The 14,078-nt window shown below is 62.3% G+C and carries 12 protein-coding genes; 8 read left to right on the forward strand and 4 right to left on the reverse strand.

All coding sequences use genetic code 11. The features are described 5' to 3' along the window. Window positions 1-30: 30 nt before the first annotated feature. Window positions 31-540, reverse strand: coding sequence for a MarR family winged helix-turn-helix transcriptional regulator (locus tag JQ624_RS16390; RefSeq protein ID WP_212419927.1), 510 nt, complete (start codon window positions 538-540; stop codon window positions 31-33). Between the two features lie 371 nt (window positions 541-911). Here JQ624_RS16390 and JQ624_RS16395 point away from each other — a divergent pair, with 371 nt between their 5' ends. From JQ624_RS16395 to JQ624_RS16415, 5 genes are all read left to right on the forward strand, one after another. Next, window positions 912-1,427, forward strand: coding sequence for a thioesterase family protein (locus JQ624_RS16395; RefSeq protein WP_212419928.1), 516 nt, complete (start codon window positions 912-914; stop codon window positions 1,425-1,427). A gap of 183 nt (window positions 1,428-1,610) precedes the next feature. Next, window positions 1,611-1,865 carry a DUF3551 domain-containing protein gene (locus tag JQ624_RS16400; RefSeq protein WP_212419929.1) on the forward strand — a complete coding sequence of 85 codons (255 nt, stop codon included), beginning with the start codon at window positions 1,611-1,613 and terminating at the stop codon, window positions 1,863-1,865. Window positions 1,866-1,965: 100 nt separating this feature from the next. Further along, entirely contained in the window at window positions 1,966-3,606 is a 1,641-nt protein-coding gene (gene pgm / locus JQ624_RS16405; protein WP_212419930.1) for a phosphoglucomutase (alpha-D-glucose-1,6-bisphosphate-dependent), read from the forward strand. A gap of 265 nt (window positions 3,607-3,871) precedes the next feature. Then, window positions 3,872-4,198, forward strand: coding sequence for a hypothetical protein (locus JQ624_RS16410; RefSeq protein ID WP_212419931.1), 327 nt, complete (start codon window positions 3,872-3,874; stop codon window positions 4,196-4,198). A gap of 59 nt (window positions 4,199-4,257) precedes the next feature. Beyond that, the gene (locus JQ624_RS16415) at window positions 4,258-4,707 is read left to right on the forward strand and encodes a helix-turn-helix domain-containing protein (protein ID WP_212419932.1); all 450 of its coding nucleotides are present in this window, start codon (window positions 4,258-4,260) and stop codon (window positions 4,705-4,707) included. 57 nt (window positions 4,708-4,764) lie between these two features. Here JQ624_RS16415 and JQ624_RS16420 read toward each other — a convergent pair whose 3' ends face one another. After that, window positions 4,765-5,319, reverse strand: a complete 555-nt coding sequence (locus tag JQ624_RS16420; RefSeq protein ID WP_212419933.1) for a hypothetical protein — start codon at window positions 5,317-5,319, stop codon at window positions 4,765-4,767. A gap of 69 nt (window positions 5,320-5,388) precedes the next feature. Here JQ624_RS16420 and JQ624_RS16425 point away from each other — a divergent pair, with 69 nt between their 5' ends. Continuing rightward, a complete protein-coding gene (locus JQ624_RS16425) occupies window positions 5,389-6,750 on the forward strand; it encodes a YcaO-like family protein (RefSeq protein ID WP_212419934.1) in 1,362 nt (453 codons plus the stop codon). Window positions 6,751-6,787: 37 nt separating this feature from the next. After that, a complete protein-coding gene (locus JQ624_RS16430; RefSeq protein WP_212419935.1) occupies window positions 6,788-8,899 on the forward strand; it encodes a BTAD domain-containing putative transcriptional regulator in 2,112 nt (703 codons plus the stop codon). Between the two features lie 4 nt (window positions 8,900-8,903). Here the strand turns inward: JQ624_RS16430 and JQ624_RS16435 are convergent, their stop codons facing one another. Together JQ624_RS16435 and JQ624_RS16440 are read right to left on the reverse strand one after the other, a co-directional pair. Continuing rightward, window positions 8,904-9,314 (reverse strand): hypothetical protein, encoded by a 411-nt coding sequence (locus JQ624_RS16435; RefSeq protein ID WP_212419936.1) that lies wholly within the window; start codon window positions 9,312-9,314, stop codon window positions 8,904-8,906. 40 nt (window positions 9,315-9,354) lie between these two features. Continuing rightward, window positions 9,355-11,103, reverse strand: coding sequence for a peroxidase family protein (locus JQ624_RS16440; protein ID WP_212419937.1), 1,749 nt, complete (start codon window positions 11,101-11,103; stop codon window positions 9,355-9,357). Between the two features lie 222 nt (window positions 11,104-11,325). Here JQ624_RS16440 and JQ624_RS16445 point away from each other — a divergent pair, with 222 nt between their 5' ends. Beyond that, complete coding sequence (locus JQ624_RS16445; protein WP_312014431.1) at window positions 11,326-13,983, forward strand: M1 family metallopeptidase; 2,658 nt, start codon at window positions 11,326-11,328, stop codon at window positions 13,981-13,983. Window positions 13,984-14,078: the final 95 nt, after the last annotated feature.

Genomic DNA, 14,078 nt, shown 5'->3' on the forward strand with positions numbered 1-14,078 from the left:
GGCGCCACTTCGCTGGAAAACGCTCTCGAATCAGGCGCGAGCTTGCTCCGTCGCGCGCTTCACGGCGCTCTTCAGGTCGTCGAGCTCCTTGACCAATCCGTCGAGCCGCCCTTTCGGAAACTCGGCAAGCAGCGAAGCCAGCCATAGGCCGTGCTTCTTCGCCATCCGCCTGAACGCCTTCCTGCCCTCGGCCGTCATGCAGACGATCTGCACGCGACGGTCGAGCGGCGACGGCGACCGCGTGATGAAACCGTCTTCGACCAGGCGATCCACGATCGGGGTCAGATTCCCAGCCGTGACCATTAGGCGCTTTGGCAGCTCACCCAGCACCAGTCCAACAGGCTCGCGATCAAGCTGTGCCAGCACGTCAAAGCGCGGCATCGTGAAGTCGAACTCTTCCCGGAACTGACGGCGAAGCTCGGCGCCGATCAACGACGTGCAGGCAAGGAGGCGAAGCCATACCCTGACCTGGGCGCGGTTGTCCGCGTCTTCCCCGGCCATGTTCTCTTCGTCGATCAGCGCGATCTCCTTGCCGGCCATCAACCCATGCCTCCCGACATTCCCTTATGCAGCCGAGCGGATCGGCATCAAAAGGTTCTGAAACGAACGTGTAAATCCTTTAGGGCCAAATCAAGTTCCCGGAACGAGAGTGGTTTGAACGATCTCGCACCCCCGGATTCGGTTGCCTGCCGCACCTCGACCGTAGCGGAGGATATCGTGGCTGGGCAAGCGTGGCGGGGTCTGTCATGCAGGAAATGACCTGAATTTAACCGGAAAGCGGCTCTCCGCCTCGACGCTGAATTGCCGATTGAGGGGCGGGGCACGGCGTCCGGGGACTTCAACGCTCGACTTTGCGCGTCGGCCCGGTTATAGAATAATACTTTATACCTAAACTAAACCGAGCGCCTTGCATGGCCCGTTTTGAATCCCTGACGCTCTCCGAGCTGCCGAGCGGCATCTGGCGCACGCGCCTTCCGGTACGCTTCGGCTCCTGCGATCCAGCCGGAATCGTCTACACGCCGGAATATCTCAACCTGTTCAACGGCGTGATCGAGGACTGGTACGGCGATGCGCTGGGACTGCCCTATCATGAACTGGTCGGAACACGGCGGACCGGCCTCGGCTATGCGCACGTCTCGGCGGATTTCGCCAAGCCCAGCCGTATGGGCGACGTGCTCGACGTCGTGGTCATCGTGCGCGATATCGGACGCACCTCGGTGAAGCTCACGGTTCATGCGTTCAAGGATGGCACCGAATGCGTACGCGCCACCTTCGTGACCGTGACGACCTCGCTGATGGATCACAAATCGATTGCGCTGCCGGACGACATGCGTCTCGCGTTGAAGAATTACCAGGCGCGTTGCGACGCGCCGGCCAGCGCTGCCTCGCCAAGCCTGCGATACGGACCTAGCAGCCTGCCGGCGTGACTGCGGCTGCCAGGCTGAACGCATCGAGCGCGCACCACTCATAAGAGCTCGCTGAACACGATGCCGACGGCGCTTCGCCTCATTTGAGGTGGCTGATTTCCGGATCATTTCCTATCTGCTTGTGGACAAGAAGTAATCAATCTCGACATTGTCTTGGTCCAAGCTGTCCCGAAGGAGCCCCCCATGCGCATATTGGCTTGCACGATTCTCACCATCGCAACGGTGCTGGTGGCCGCGCCCGCGCGCGCCCAGACCTATAATCCAAACTTCCCAGTCTGCCTGCAAACCTACGCTATCGGCGGCGGCTATATCGACTGCAGCTTTACTTCGCTGGCGCAGTGTGCAGCGTCCGCATCGGGCCGCGCGGCGCAGTGCCTGACCAATCCGTATTTTGCGCAGGGCGACAGGAAACTGCCTCGGCAACGCGGCGTTTACTAGAGGCGGCTGCATCGGCTTGCTTCGGAGGCGTCATGGCCACTTTTGCCCATGCCAACGCTTCTACGTATAATCCGGCGAAACCACCATTTCGTGAGGTCATGTGACTGCCCCCAATCCCGCTGCCGGCAAACCGGTCGATTCCGCCTCCCTTGTCAACGTGCCGCAGTTGGTAACGGCCTATTTCGCGTCGAAACCGGATCCGTCCGATCCCACCCAGCGCGTTGCCTTTGGAACCTCGGGTCATCGCGGGACGTCGCTCAAAAACTCCTTCAACGAAAATCATATCCTGGCGACGACGCAGGCGATCTGCGACCACCGCCGCGAAGCCGGGCTGACCGGCCCGCTGTTCGTCGGCATCGATACCCATGCGCTCGCCGAGCCGGCGCTGGTGAGTGCCGTGGAAGTGTTTGCCGCCAACGGCGTCGACATCATGATCGACGAGCGCAGCGGCTACACACCGACGCCCGTCATCTCGCATGCGATCCTGAGCTACAACAAGGGCCAAACGCGCGGACTTGCCGATGGCGTCGTCATCTCGCCGTCGCATAATCCGCCCGAGGATGGTGGATACAAATACAATCCGCCGCATGGTGGTCCGGCCGACACGGATGTGACCGCCAAGGTCGAAAAGGCCGCCAACGCCTACATGGAAGCCGACATGAAGGGCGTTGTGCGGATGCCGTATGAGCGCGCCCGCAAGGCGCCCTCGACGCATCTGCACGACTATATCCGTCCCTATGTCGCCGATCTCGGCAATGCCGTGGACATGGCGCTGATCAAATCATCGGGCGTGAAAATCGGGATCGATCCGCTGGGTGGCGCCGCCGTTCATTATTGGCAGCCGCTGATCGCGCATTATGGAATCAATGCGACTGTCGTGAACACCGCCGTCGATCCGACGTTCCGTTTCATGACGGCGGACTGGGATGGAAAAATCCGCATGGATTGTTCCTCGCCGTTCGCGATGGCGGGCCTGATTGCGATGCGCGACAGGTTCGACATAGCCTTTGCCAATGACACCGATGCCGACCGGCACGGCATCGTGACGCGCACGGGCGGCCTGATGAATCCGAACCATTTTCTGGCCGCCGCGATCGCCTATCTGTTCGAGCATCGGCCGCAATGGGGCAGCGAGGCCGCGATCGGCAAGACCATCGTCTCCAGCTCGATCATCGACCGCGTCGCGGTTAAGCTGAATCGCAAGCTGGTCGAAACCCCGGTCGGCTTCAAATGGTTCGTCGAGGGCCTCGGCAGCGGTGCGTTCGGATTCGCCGGCGAGGAAAGCGCCGGCGCATCATTCCTCAAGCGCGACGGCTCGGTCTGGACGACCGACAAGGACGGCATGGTGATGGGGCTGCTCGCCGCCGAAATCCTCGGCCGCACCGGCCGCGACCCGAGCCAGTTGTTTGCCACTCTGACTGCCGAACTCGGCGTGCCCCACTACGAGCGGATCGACGTGCCGGCGACACCAAAACAGAAAACCGCGCTGAAGGCGCTCGGGCCGGAGCAGCTCGATATGCGCCAGCTTGCCGGCGAACCGGTCACCGCGATCCGGACCCGGGCGCCGGGTAACGATCAATCCTTCGGCGGCATCAAGGTCGAATCCGAGGCGGGCTGGTTTGCCGCGCGGCCATCGGGCACCGAAGACGTCTACAAGATCTACGCCGAGAGTTTCCGAGACCGGAACCATCTGAACGCGATACAGCAGGATGCCCAGCGCGCCATCGCGAAGGCCTTCTGATTTCGCGGTAACCGGTTGGGCAACGGAAAATCCTCGGTCGCTCCTGGCGCAATGGGAAGAATGTTGCGCCAAGCTGCACCCAGTTGCACCGGTTCGGCACATTCCTGACCAGACGGGAACCGCGGAATTGAGTTTCTGGCGCCGTCGCTTTTGCGATCACGCTGAAATCACGAAGCTCCACGCAGTGTTAGGCTCGGGAGCTAGCTGCCAGAAACCCGTCCGGGAGGAGGGCCTGTAAGCTATCACGAGGTTATCGGGGGATGAAATGAGTGCGGAATCGGTTGTCTACTATCTGAATCGCGTGCCTGAGAGCGATCCGAATGACCAAACCGAATGGCTTTTGACGGCATTGGGGCAATATACCGGCGCGGAACTGCGTGAACTGCTCTATGTAGCGGAAGAGCCGGGATTCTTTGAATTGATGCGCGGGCTGTTTGCGCTTTCGGACGAGAGCCGTGCCGTCCTGCAGCACTTTCTCGAAACCGGCCACCCGCCGGCCATGAAGGCGGCGATCGACCCGAAAGGCCGGTTGACGATTGAGCACGTCGACGTCGAGCAGCGCGTAAAAATGCTTCCTGTGATCGCAAATTAGTGTGCTGCGCTCCCTGAGGTTGTGCTAGGGTTCCAGCTTGAACAGTTGGGAGCCTGCCCATGCCGACGAGGAAGTCTGGCCCGCTCGATGCGATGGTGGGTACCAGAATTAGTATGTTGCGGGTCAACCGCGGCATGAGTCAGGGCATGCTCGCGGAACGGATCGGCGTTACCTCCCAACAGGTACAGAAATACGAGCGGGGCGCCAACCGGGTTGGCGCTAGCCGGTTGGCGCAAATCGCTTCCGTGCTGGGTGTTTCGGTCGGCGAGCTGTTCGAATCTTCCGGGGCCGAATCTCCCGGCCTGAATTCGCCGGTTCGCTTGCTTGCCGAGCCTGGGGCCTTGCGCGTTCTCAAGGCCTATGCGCGAACGACCAGTCCGCGTGTGCGGCTTCGCATCGCGAAGCTGGTTGAAAGCATCGCCAGTCGAACTTTCGGAGCGAAGGCCACGGTCGCAATATTCAATGCTGTCGATCATGGTGAGCGGCGGAAGTTTCCCTCGCGAGGTTAGTCTTCCGCAGGAAGACCAGCGGCAATCCTGTGTCGCCCCGCAATCCGGTTGGAGGCGTCAGCCGGTCGCGCGCATCGCAAGCCGCTCCGGCGGCCTGCTGCCGGGAATGAACTCGCCGATCCAGTCACGGCGCGTCGCTTCGATATGCCAGGACATTGCCTCGGCTGAATAGGGTGCCGGATCGGGAATGTCCTTGCGGATCTCCTTGCCGTCGAGCCAGCCGCAGCTGTGCGAGTAGCGCGCTTTGCAGACGAGATGGATATCGCCGTGGTCCTGCAGCAGCACGTAGCCATCGGCCGGAAAAAATGTACCCGCAAGCTCGATCGCACCAGGCAACTGGCGCACCAACAGGAACGTGCTGGTGGATTGCGATTCCGATTCGGAAACCAGCACGCCAACCAGGCTGTGGATCGGCGCGATTACCTGCGGTGCAACCAGTGCGAGAGGCTCCGTGATCGGGCCAGCCGTCGCGATCGAGAGATATTCGCCCTCCGGTCCCCAGCGGCAGGCGATCAGCCACTCGCGGCTGCGGCTACGAATCAAGGTCGGCTTGGCATAGTCTGAACGGGCAATATCTGCGGCCATGGCTATGACGAAGGCTTTCGCGAGCATAAGTTTCCTCCAGGGCGAGGGCGGGCTGGCCTCTCGTTCGAAGAATGCACGTCAAGTCGTGAGGTCACCGTGAGCGGTACCGAAAATTCGATGCAGGAATTGTTTGCTCGCGCGGCATCGTTGCTTATTGGCAACGAAGTGAACGCCGCCGGCGATCACGATGCCCGACTTGTCTTGCAGGCGCTGGAATATGCCTCGGAATCCGGCAACCGGATTGATCCGCAGACCGCGAATCGCGCCCATCTGCTCATCGCTGCTTCCCGATTTGCGCGGGTGTTCGAACTGGCCTCACCCGATGCGCCCGGCCTGTTCAGCTTTGGCGCGCAATTCGATCCAGCGCTTGCCGATCCCTTGCATGACGGAAGCCCGATGGTCGGCGTTTCCGGCGTCGGTCTGACGTTGCGGGATGCATTTCAGGGCTGCATCGGCGAGGGAATCGAGTACCTCTCTCAATTGCAGACCGGGAGCGACGTGTTGCTCAAACCCGGCGTCGACGACTGGGCCGGAAAACTCGGTCCGAAGGCGCTGGAGCTGGTCGCTGCCGTCTCGGAACGCCGATTGCAACCAGAGCGAGCGCTTTCCTGGTGTCGTACAACGAGGCTGACTGACGGCGGCGAAGTGTGGCTTCCGGCCGACATCTGCCTGCGGCGTCCGCCGGCGCAGCGCGACTTCGCGCCGCCATTCCCCTTGAGCATCGGATCGGCCGCCGGTCCATCACGGGATGCCGCGGCACTGCACGGCCTGCTGGAATTGATCGAGCGCGATGCGGCCAGCCTGTGGTGGCGGGGCGGTCAGCTGGCCCGATCGATTCCGCCGCAGCATGAAGCCGGCATCGTGGCGGAAGGTTTGTTGCGGCAGCTTCGGCATGGCGCATCGGTGCAGCGCCGGACATGGCTGCTCGATATCACGACGGATATCGGCCTGCCCTGCGTCGCGGCCGTCTCTTGCCGGGCGGACGGTTCCGGTTTTGCCTTCGGCCTCGCCGCGCGGCCGGCGCTCGAGGCCGCGGTCCGCTCGGCTACGCTCGAAATGTGTCAGCTCGAACTGGCCGACGCCGTCGTCGCAACCAAACGCAGCGAGCGCGGCGATGACGCGCTCAACGCCCAGGATCGCATCCACCTGCAGCGCGCAGCGATCAATGCCGATCAGTGCAGACTGCTGCAGCCGGTCGCGGAGTACGCGGCCCATTCGCCACTTCACGCAACTGAAGCGAGCGTCATATTTGGATTGATCGTGCAGCGTTTGGAGAAACGGGGAATCGAGACATTTTGCCTTGATCTCACGCGCCAGCGCTTTGCCGTTCCGGTGGTCCGCGTGATTGCCCCGGGCCTGCAAGTCGAGCCATCCGAAATCATCACGGCCAGGCTGCAGGATGCGATTGCGCGAACCGGAGGCGGCGCAACCTATACCGCAGGTGTCTCTTTGATATAGACTGCCGAAATTATCCAACCGGTTCCGGAAACCCTGCATGCCGTCCAGCGCCAATGCCATGACAGCAGACAAGGCCACGGCGGCGCCCGAAAGCGCTCCGCGTCTATCGGTTTCGCTGGTCGGACGGCTCGGCGTGCGGTTCAACGGCCGGGCGATCGAATTGCGAACCCGCAAGGCCGGGGCGGTCCTTAGTTACCTTGCGCTGTTGGAGGCGAAGCAGGAGAGCCGCGAGCGGCTGGTTGGCCTGCTTTGGAGTCGTTCGGACGAGGAAAAGGCACGTGCCTCGCTGCGCCAGGTCGTTCGCGAACTGCGGTCGATGCTCGAGGAGGCCGGATATGACGGCTTCGTCGCGGAGCGGCTGATGATCGGCATCGACGTCGCGCGAATCGAAGTTGACATCGAAAGCGTGATCCAGCTCGCCGAAAGCGGACGCATTCACCCGCTGCTGCTCGATACTCCACAGCTCGACGGACGGCTGCTCGAAGGAATGGACGATCTCGACCCGTCGTTCCGGGTCTGGGTGCTGGCCAAGCGGCAGACCATCCATGAACGGCTGATGCGAAATCTCGACGAAGGTCTGACCTCCGCAAGCGTCCCCGCCGACGCCAAAAAGAGGATCGCGGCCGCGATCGTCAATCTCGATCCGACCCATGAATATGCCTGCCGCTATCTGATGCGGGCGCATGCGGAAGAGGGCGATGTCGCCGGTGCGCTGCGCATTTACAAGGCGCTGTGGGATCTCCTGGACCGCGATTACGCGATGGAGCCGTCGTCGGCCACGGAAGAGCTCGTCGCGAACATCAAGCTCGGCATTCTCGAGGGCACGCCGGCCGATCGGGCCGCCTCGGCAGCGAACGACGAATTCGCCGTCAGGATGATCAGGGGGACCGCGCTCGAGCCGGTGGCCCCGATGTCGCGATCGGTCGTTGCCTCTGCCAGGACGCGCCTGGTGCTGCGGCCCTTTGCGATGCATGGCGTCGACGAGGATCACAGCCATCTGGTGCAGGGGTTCTCCCAACATCTCGCCGCCTGTCTCGTCCGCTTTCGTGAATGGAGCGTGGTCGATCGTCCTCCCGCGGCCGTTGTGCTTCCGGCTTCGGGCACGGCGCCGCAATACTGCATCGAAACCACCGCCTACCAGGCGGGCGCCGAAATCAACATCGTGATGGTGCTGCGGGATGACACCACCGGGATTTACGTCTGGAGCGAAAGCTTCCGGCTCGGCCTCGGCAACTGGTTCGAGACGCAGCAGCGCATCATCCGCCGGATCGCGACCTCGCTCAACGTTCAATTGTCGACCGAACGGCTGATGCGGCTGGCGGGCGAGCCTGACGTGTCGCTCGATCTGCACGACCGCTGGCTGCGCGGCCAGAATCTTATGTCGAAATTCGATCCGGAAAGCTGGCGGCGGGCGGTCGCCATCTTCCGAGATGCGATTCGCGACAATCCGGGTTACTCGCCCTGCTACAGCAGCCTCGTGCAGATGAACAACATCGAGCATCTGGTGCATCCCGGGATCTTTCGCGAGTTCGACAAGGCCAAGGCGACCCTTGAACTGGCGAAGACTGCCGTTCAACTGGACCCGGTCGATTCCAGGGCGCATCTGTGCTGCGGCTGGTCTTATGTGATGGCGCTCCGCGAGGCGGAAGCAGCGCCGCACATGGAACTGGCATGTGAGCTCAACGACAATGACCCATGGACGCTGCTGTCCAGTGCTCACTACTCGGCGATCTGCGGATCGATCGAGGATGCCCGCGTTCGCGCCGAGCGGTCGCTCGCGCTCTCACCTGCGCCATCCTATCTCGAATGGGCGTATCACGGCACTGTGCGGTTCTTTTGCGGAGACTATGAAGGCACCATCGAGGCGTGCGATCGCGCGCAGGGCATCAACAAAGTCCTCCCGGCGTGGCGTGCGGCTGCGCTGTTCCAACTCGGGGAACGCGTGCAGGCGCAGCAGGAAATCCAACGCTTTGTGAACGGTCTGCGTTCATTCTGGGTCGGATCGTCCACGCCGACGGACGAGGCGGCGGCGCGCTGGGTCATGCAAGCGCATCCAATCAGCGTGAAGGAGCGCTGGGAAGCCCTGCGCCAAAGTTTGCGTGGCGGAGGGCTTCCAGTCGATGGCATCACTCACCTAACGCGCAGCTAGATCATCAGGCACAGTAGCTGATGGTGTAGTCGCCGACACGTTCGGCATGCACGCGGAACTTGTCGGCCTCCGGAATTACCGGATCCAGGCCGTTGAATAGGCGCTTGTAGAACGGCGGAAGCGGATAGGTCGCGCCCGGCTTTTTGAGGTTTTCCTCCGAATCCGCGATCATCACGGCGGGCGGCAGGCGCACCACGATCGTGTCCATCTCCTGTTCGATGAACTTCACCTTCTTGAAGCGTTCAGGCACCGTCATGAACACCTGGGCCTTGGCAAGCTGCTCCTTGAATTCGTCGACGGTGGTCGGGATCGGGTATTCGTTGTCGTCGTCGAGATAGTTCTTGCCGGTGGACCAGGTCTTCACCAGATTGCCCCAGCGCTCATGGTTGGTCACTTGCATTCTTTCGATGGCCATAGCTTCACTCTCCGGGTTGCGTGAAGCGGAGGATTCCGCTTCACAAAAATGCAGGCACGGCTTGCCGCAGCTCGGCAATTTCGGTGGTGAATTCCACTAGCTGCGCCATGCTTGAGATATCGGGAATGTCCTGAAGTACGTTCGCCGGATAATATTCGCATGAAATTGCCGCCAGTTGCCCGGCAAGCGAGCTGCCGTCCGTGCAACGCGGGTCGCCGGCGAGCGCACCAAAAATGACTTCCGACACGATGATTGATCCGAGCGGGCCGAGGTGCAGGCCCTCAGCCTGCGGTTGCCGCATCGCTTCGAACAGGATGAAGAAGGGCAGCGGTGGGTCGTTCGAAAGGGTTTCGATGTCCTCGGTCGTCAACGCGCCATACGCAGGCGCGGCTGCCAGCCATTCGCGAAGCTGATCGGTACGATAGGCGCGGTCGGCAAGCAGGCGCGACATGGCGATGAACTGCGGTCTGCGATTGCCGATCTCCGCGATCAGCGCATCAACCGACCACATGCCGGCCAGTCCGGCGCCGAGCAGGTCGCGATAGAGCAGGCCGACCCGTTCCGTTTCGTCGAACGCCGGAAAGATCTGATCATTGCCCAGCCCATCGCTGAGATGTGGTCCGATGCGGCGGCTGAAATTCGGCATCGACCCGTTGATCTCGTAAAAACGCGACCATTGCACCATCCACGTCTCATCGAGCGGCATATTTGCGGGGTCGTTTACCGAGCTCTTTTCGAGCGTGTTGTTGAGGTCGTGGAGGGACAGGTCATTGATCTGGTATTCGGGTCGCACCATGGCGTGACCGAAGCGGAATGCGCCGTGCGAGAACTCAAGCGGAATTTCCCAGTCGCCAGTCGCAAAGCCTTCGGAGGAATGGGGGCGATCGATGAAGTCGGGGTTCGGTCCGTGATAGTTCGTGTAGATCGCCGGATGGACCACCCGCCGCATCAGGTCGTTGCGGATGATGTTGTGATAGATGGCCGTCAGTGCGCCGCGGGCGCACAAAAAGCGCTTGTAGGCGGCACCGAACTGACCGTTCGGCCCCGCGTTGCCTTCATGGCGGCGAATGATATCGATGAGCCCGTTGTGCAGCAGCGCGAACAGCGCGGTGAGCTGCGACATGACGGCGTGATCGTCATTGCGCGGATCGGCGACCAGCGCCTCGGTGAGGGCAACGCGGACACCTGCAATGCTGCGGTCGATTCCGGTCACGTTCTCGGCCGGGGTCCGCGCGATATCGCGGAACGGGCACCCGGTCGCCGGCTCGTTCTCCTTCCAGCGCATTCGCCCGAGCCGCAGCTTGGTGCGGCGGTCGTCATTCGGCGCATCGAGCGCGTAGATGTGCGGCGATCCGACAGGACCGCTGCCGTACAGCGTCTCCAGCCGAAGCGGCGTGCGGCGCGCGTTCGTGGTCCCTCCGCCGAGACCGCCCGCGACCGAAAGCGGAATCGCCGAATGCACAAGGTCGTGCGCAACGAACTGCAGCAGATAGGTATAGCCCGAGGGGATGAACGGATTTTCCCAGTATTCCGCCGATCGAACCTGGTGTGGCGGCCATTTGATTGCAGCATCCATTCGCCGCGACAGGCGATGCATCAGTCTGCGGAGCTCTGCATGGTGTGACGGCGAACCGAGCGGATCGACACCGAAGGCACGGAAGCGTTGCGAAGGAGCCGGCGTGCCGAGGAAGTGACGAAAGCCGGGCGTTGCCGCCGCCTGAGCAGAGCCGCGCGTATCGAACTCGGAAGTTCGGAAAGAGGATGCGTCAGCGACGTTCTGCAGAGCCATAAAAATCACTCTCGCGCTTGGTCGGGGGCAGCGAGACTGCGAAGAAAGTCGTGAAATTATCGTGAGTTAAATTGTTAGAACCTGTGAACATCTGTGGACATCTTTTGGCCATTGTGCGGCAACTGCATGTTGCGAAACGCTGCGTCTTCCGGCTGTTTCCCGGCAAGCGATGCAGCTCTATGGTCCGGCATCTCGTTGTGCCGATTGACATAGGAGCTTGGCGTGAAGCTTACGGAGACGGCACTCTTGGCGGGATATGTCAGTGCAATGCTCGTACTGATGTTTGTTGTTTCAGGCGCGGTGCGCGCCGAGCCGGCTTTCTCCTTCGACGCCACGCCGGGCAAGCTGCCGAAGACGGTCGTTCCGATCAACTATTCAATCGAGCTGAGACCCGACGCCGAGAGCCTTGCGCTTCCCGGCGTCGAAGTGATCGACATCGAGGTACGCGAACCGACAGCAGGGCTGACCCTCAACGCCGTCAACACCACGTTTGCTTCCGTCACCGTGGATGATGGGACGGAGCGCGCCGACGTCGCGCTGGATGCCGCGGCCGAGACAGCGACCTTCACTTTTGCGCAGCCGCTCGCGGCGGGCGCGCATCGGCTACGGATCGAGTTCACGGCGCGGATCAACAAGTTCGATCGCGGCTTCTTCTTCGTCGATTATCCGACCGACAGCGGCGTGAAGCGGCTATTGACGAGCAAGCTCGAGCCGGCGGACGCGCGGCGGATATTTCCGTGCTGGGACGAGCCCGCATTCAAGGCGAGTTTCGTCCTGGCCGTGAGGGTGCCGCGCCATTTCCTAGCGGTCAGCAACATGCCGGTAGTGCGCGAAGAGCCGCTCGAGCCGAACCTGAAGAACGTTACCTTCGCGCCGACGCCGAAGATGTCGACCTACCTGTTCGTGCTGACGGTGGGCGAACTGGAGCGCATCACGGCGGAGGCGGAAGGCGTGACGATCGGTGTCGTCGCCACCACCGGCAAGGCTGCGAAAGGGCAATTCGCGCTCGATAGCGCGGCAAGACTGCTCGCCTGGTTCAACGACTATTTCGGCGTCAAATATCCACTGCCCAAGCTCGATCTGATCGCGGTCCCTGGCGGCTTCGGCGGCGCGATGGAGAACTGGGGCGGCATCACCTTCTTCGAGAGCCGGCTGCTGTTCGATCCCCAGACAAATCCGGACAGCGCGCGGCGCGGCATCTTTTCCATCATCGCGCATGAGATGGCGCATCAATGGTTCGGCGATCTCGTCACCATGGCCTGGTGGGACAATCTCTGGCTCAACGAGGGTTTTGCGACCTGGATGGCGACGAAGGCTGCGGAGCAATTTTATCCGCAATGGCAAAGCTGGCTGAACGGTTACGGCCAGAAGCAGTTCGCCATGGCGCTCGACGCCCGGCGCACCTCGCACCCGGTCCAGCAGCCGATCGTCAACGAGAGCGAGGCCATGGTCGCGTTCGACGCCATTACCTACAACAAGGGGCAGGCGCTGATTCGCATGCTGGAAAATTACCTCGGCGAGGCGGCGTTCCGCGACGGCATCCGCGCCTACATGGCCGCGCATGCCTATGGCAACACCACCACGGCCGATCTCTGGCGGGCGCTGGAGCGCGCGGGCCACAAGCCGGTGACCGATATCGCTGCGTCCTTTACCGAGCAGGACGGTGTGCCGCTGATATCAGCCGAAACCGCCTGCAACGGCGACACGCAGCGGCTGACGCTGCGGCAGGGCCGTTTCGTGGTCGCGCCGGCGCAGACGGCTGCCTTGCCGCCGCGCCACTGGCAAATACCGGTTGCGGTCGGGAACGTAGGCATGGCGCAATCGGCCGATGTCGTACTGCTGCAGGGCTCGACCGAAATCCCGGCCGGATCCTGCGGCGAGGCGATCAAGGTCAATCTCGGCGACATCGGTTACTACCGGGTCGAGTACGGGCCGGCGAGTACGGCCGCGCTGGCGAAGGCGCTGCCGCAGATGTCGCCGGCAGACCGCGTCAATTTCCTCGCCGACGGCTGGGCGATGGTGCAGGCCGGCCGCGCCGGGCCTTCCTCCTATCTCGCCCTGGTCGAGAATGTCGCCTTCGATGACTGCCGTCCGGTATGGGATCAGATCATCACGGTATTCTCCGCGCTCAACCGTCTGTCGCGCGATCGGCCGGAACGCCCGGCGCTGCAGCGCTACATCAGCGCCAAATTGCGCACCGTTTTCGACCGGCTCGGCTGGGATGGCAGCGGCTCGGGTGACGACGACAACACCTTGCTGCGCGGCAGCCTGATCTGGACACTCGGCGAACTCGGCGACGAAGAGATCATTGCGGAGGCGAAGCGGCGGTTCGCCGGATTCCTCAGCGATCCGCAATCGCTGCCGGGGGCCTTGCGCGATTCCGTCACCCATGTCGTCGGCGTCGCGGCGGATCGCACGATGTACGACACGCTGCTGACGCTGGCGCGCAAGAGCACCGTCACCAATGAGCGATTGCGCTATTATTATGCGGCGGCCAGCGCGCGCGATCCGGCGCTGGCGGATGCCACGCTGGCGCTGACACTGACCGATGAAGTGCCGGGCACGATCGTCACCGGCCTGATCGGTTCGGTCGCTTCCTCGGGGGAGCAGCCTGATCTGGCCTGGGACTTCCTGCGGAAGAACTACGATGCGTTGTTCACAAAGCAGGGGCCGCAATTCCGCGACCTGTTTATCGCCAACTTCATGACCAATTTCAGTGACGACGGCCGCGCTGCCGAACTTGCAGCTTTCGCGCCGGCTCAGGCGACCTCAGGCGGCCGCGTGATGGCGGGCCGGGCACAGGAGGTGATTGCGATCTCCGCCGACCTCAAGGCCCGCGCGCTGCCGGCGATCGAGGCCTGGATCAGGGAGCGCAAATGATGGCGCCCTTCGCACCATTCCTGCGAAGCGTTGCCTTGCACCGGCATTCCCGATAGCCATAGCAGTCTGGACTTTCCTGGTTGAGGCATTTCCTT

It is taken from the genome of Bradyrhizobium sp. AUGA SZCCT0283 (genome assembly GCF_018130385.1).
GTDB lineage: Bacteria > Pseudomonadota > Alphaproteobacteria > Rhizobiales > Xanthobacteraceae > Bradyrhizobium.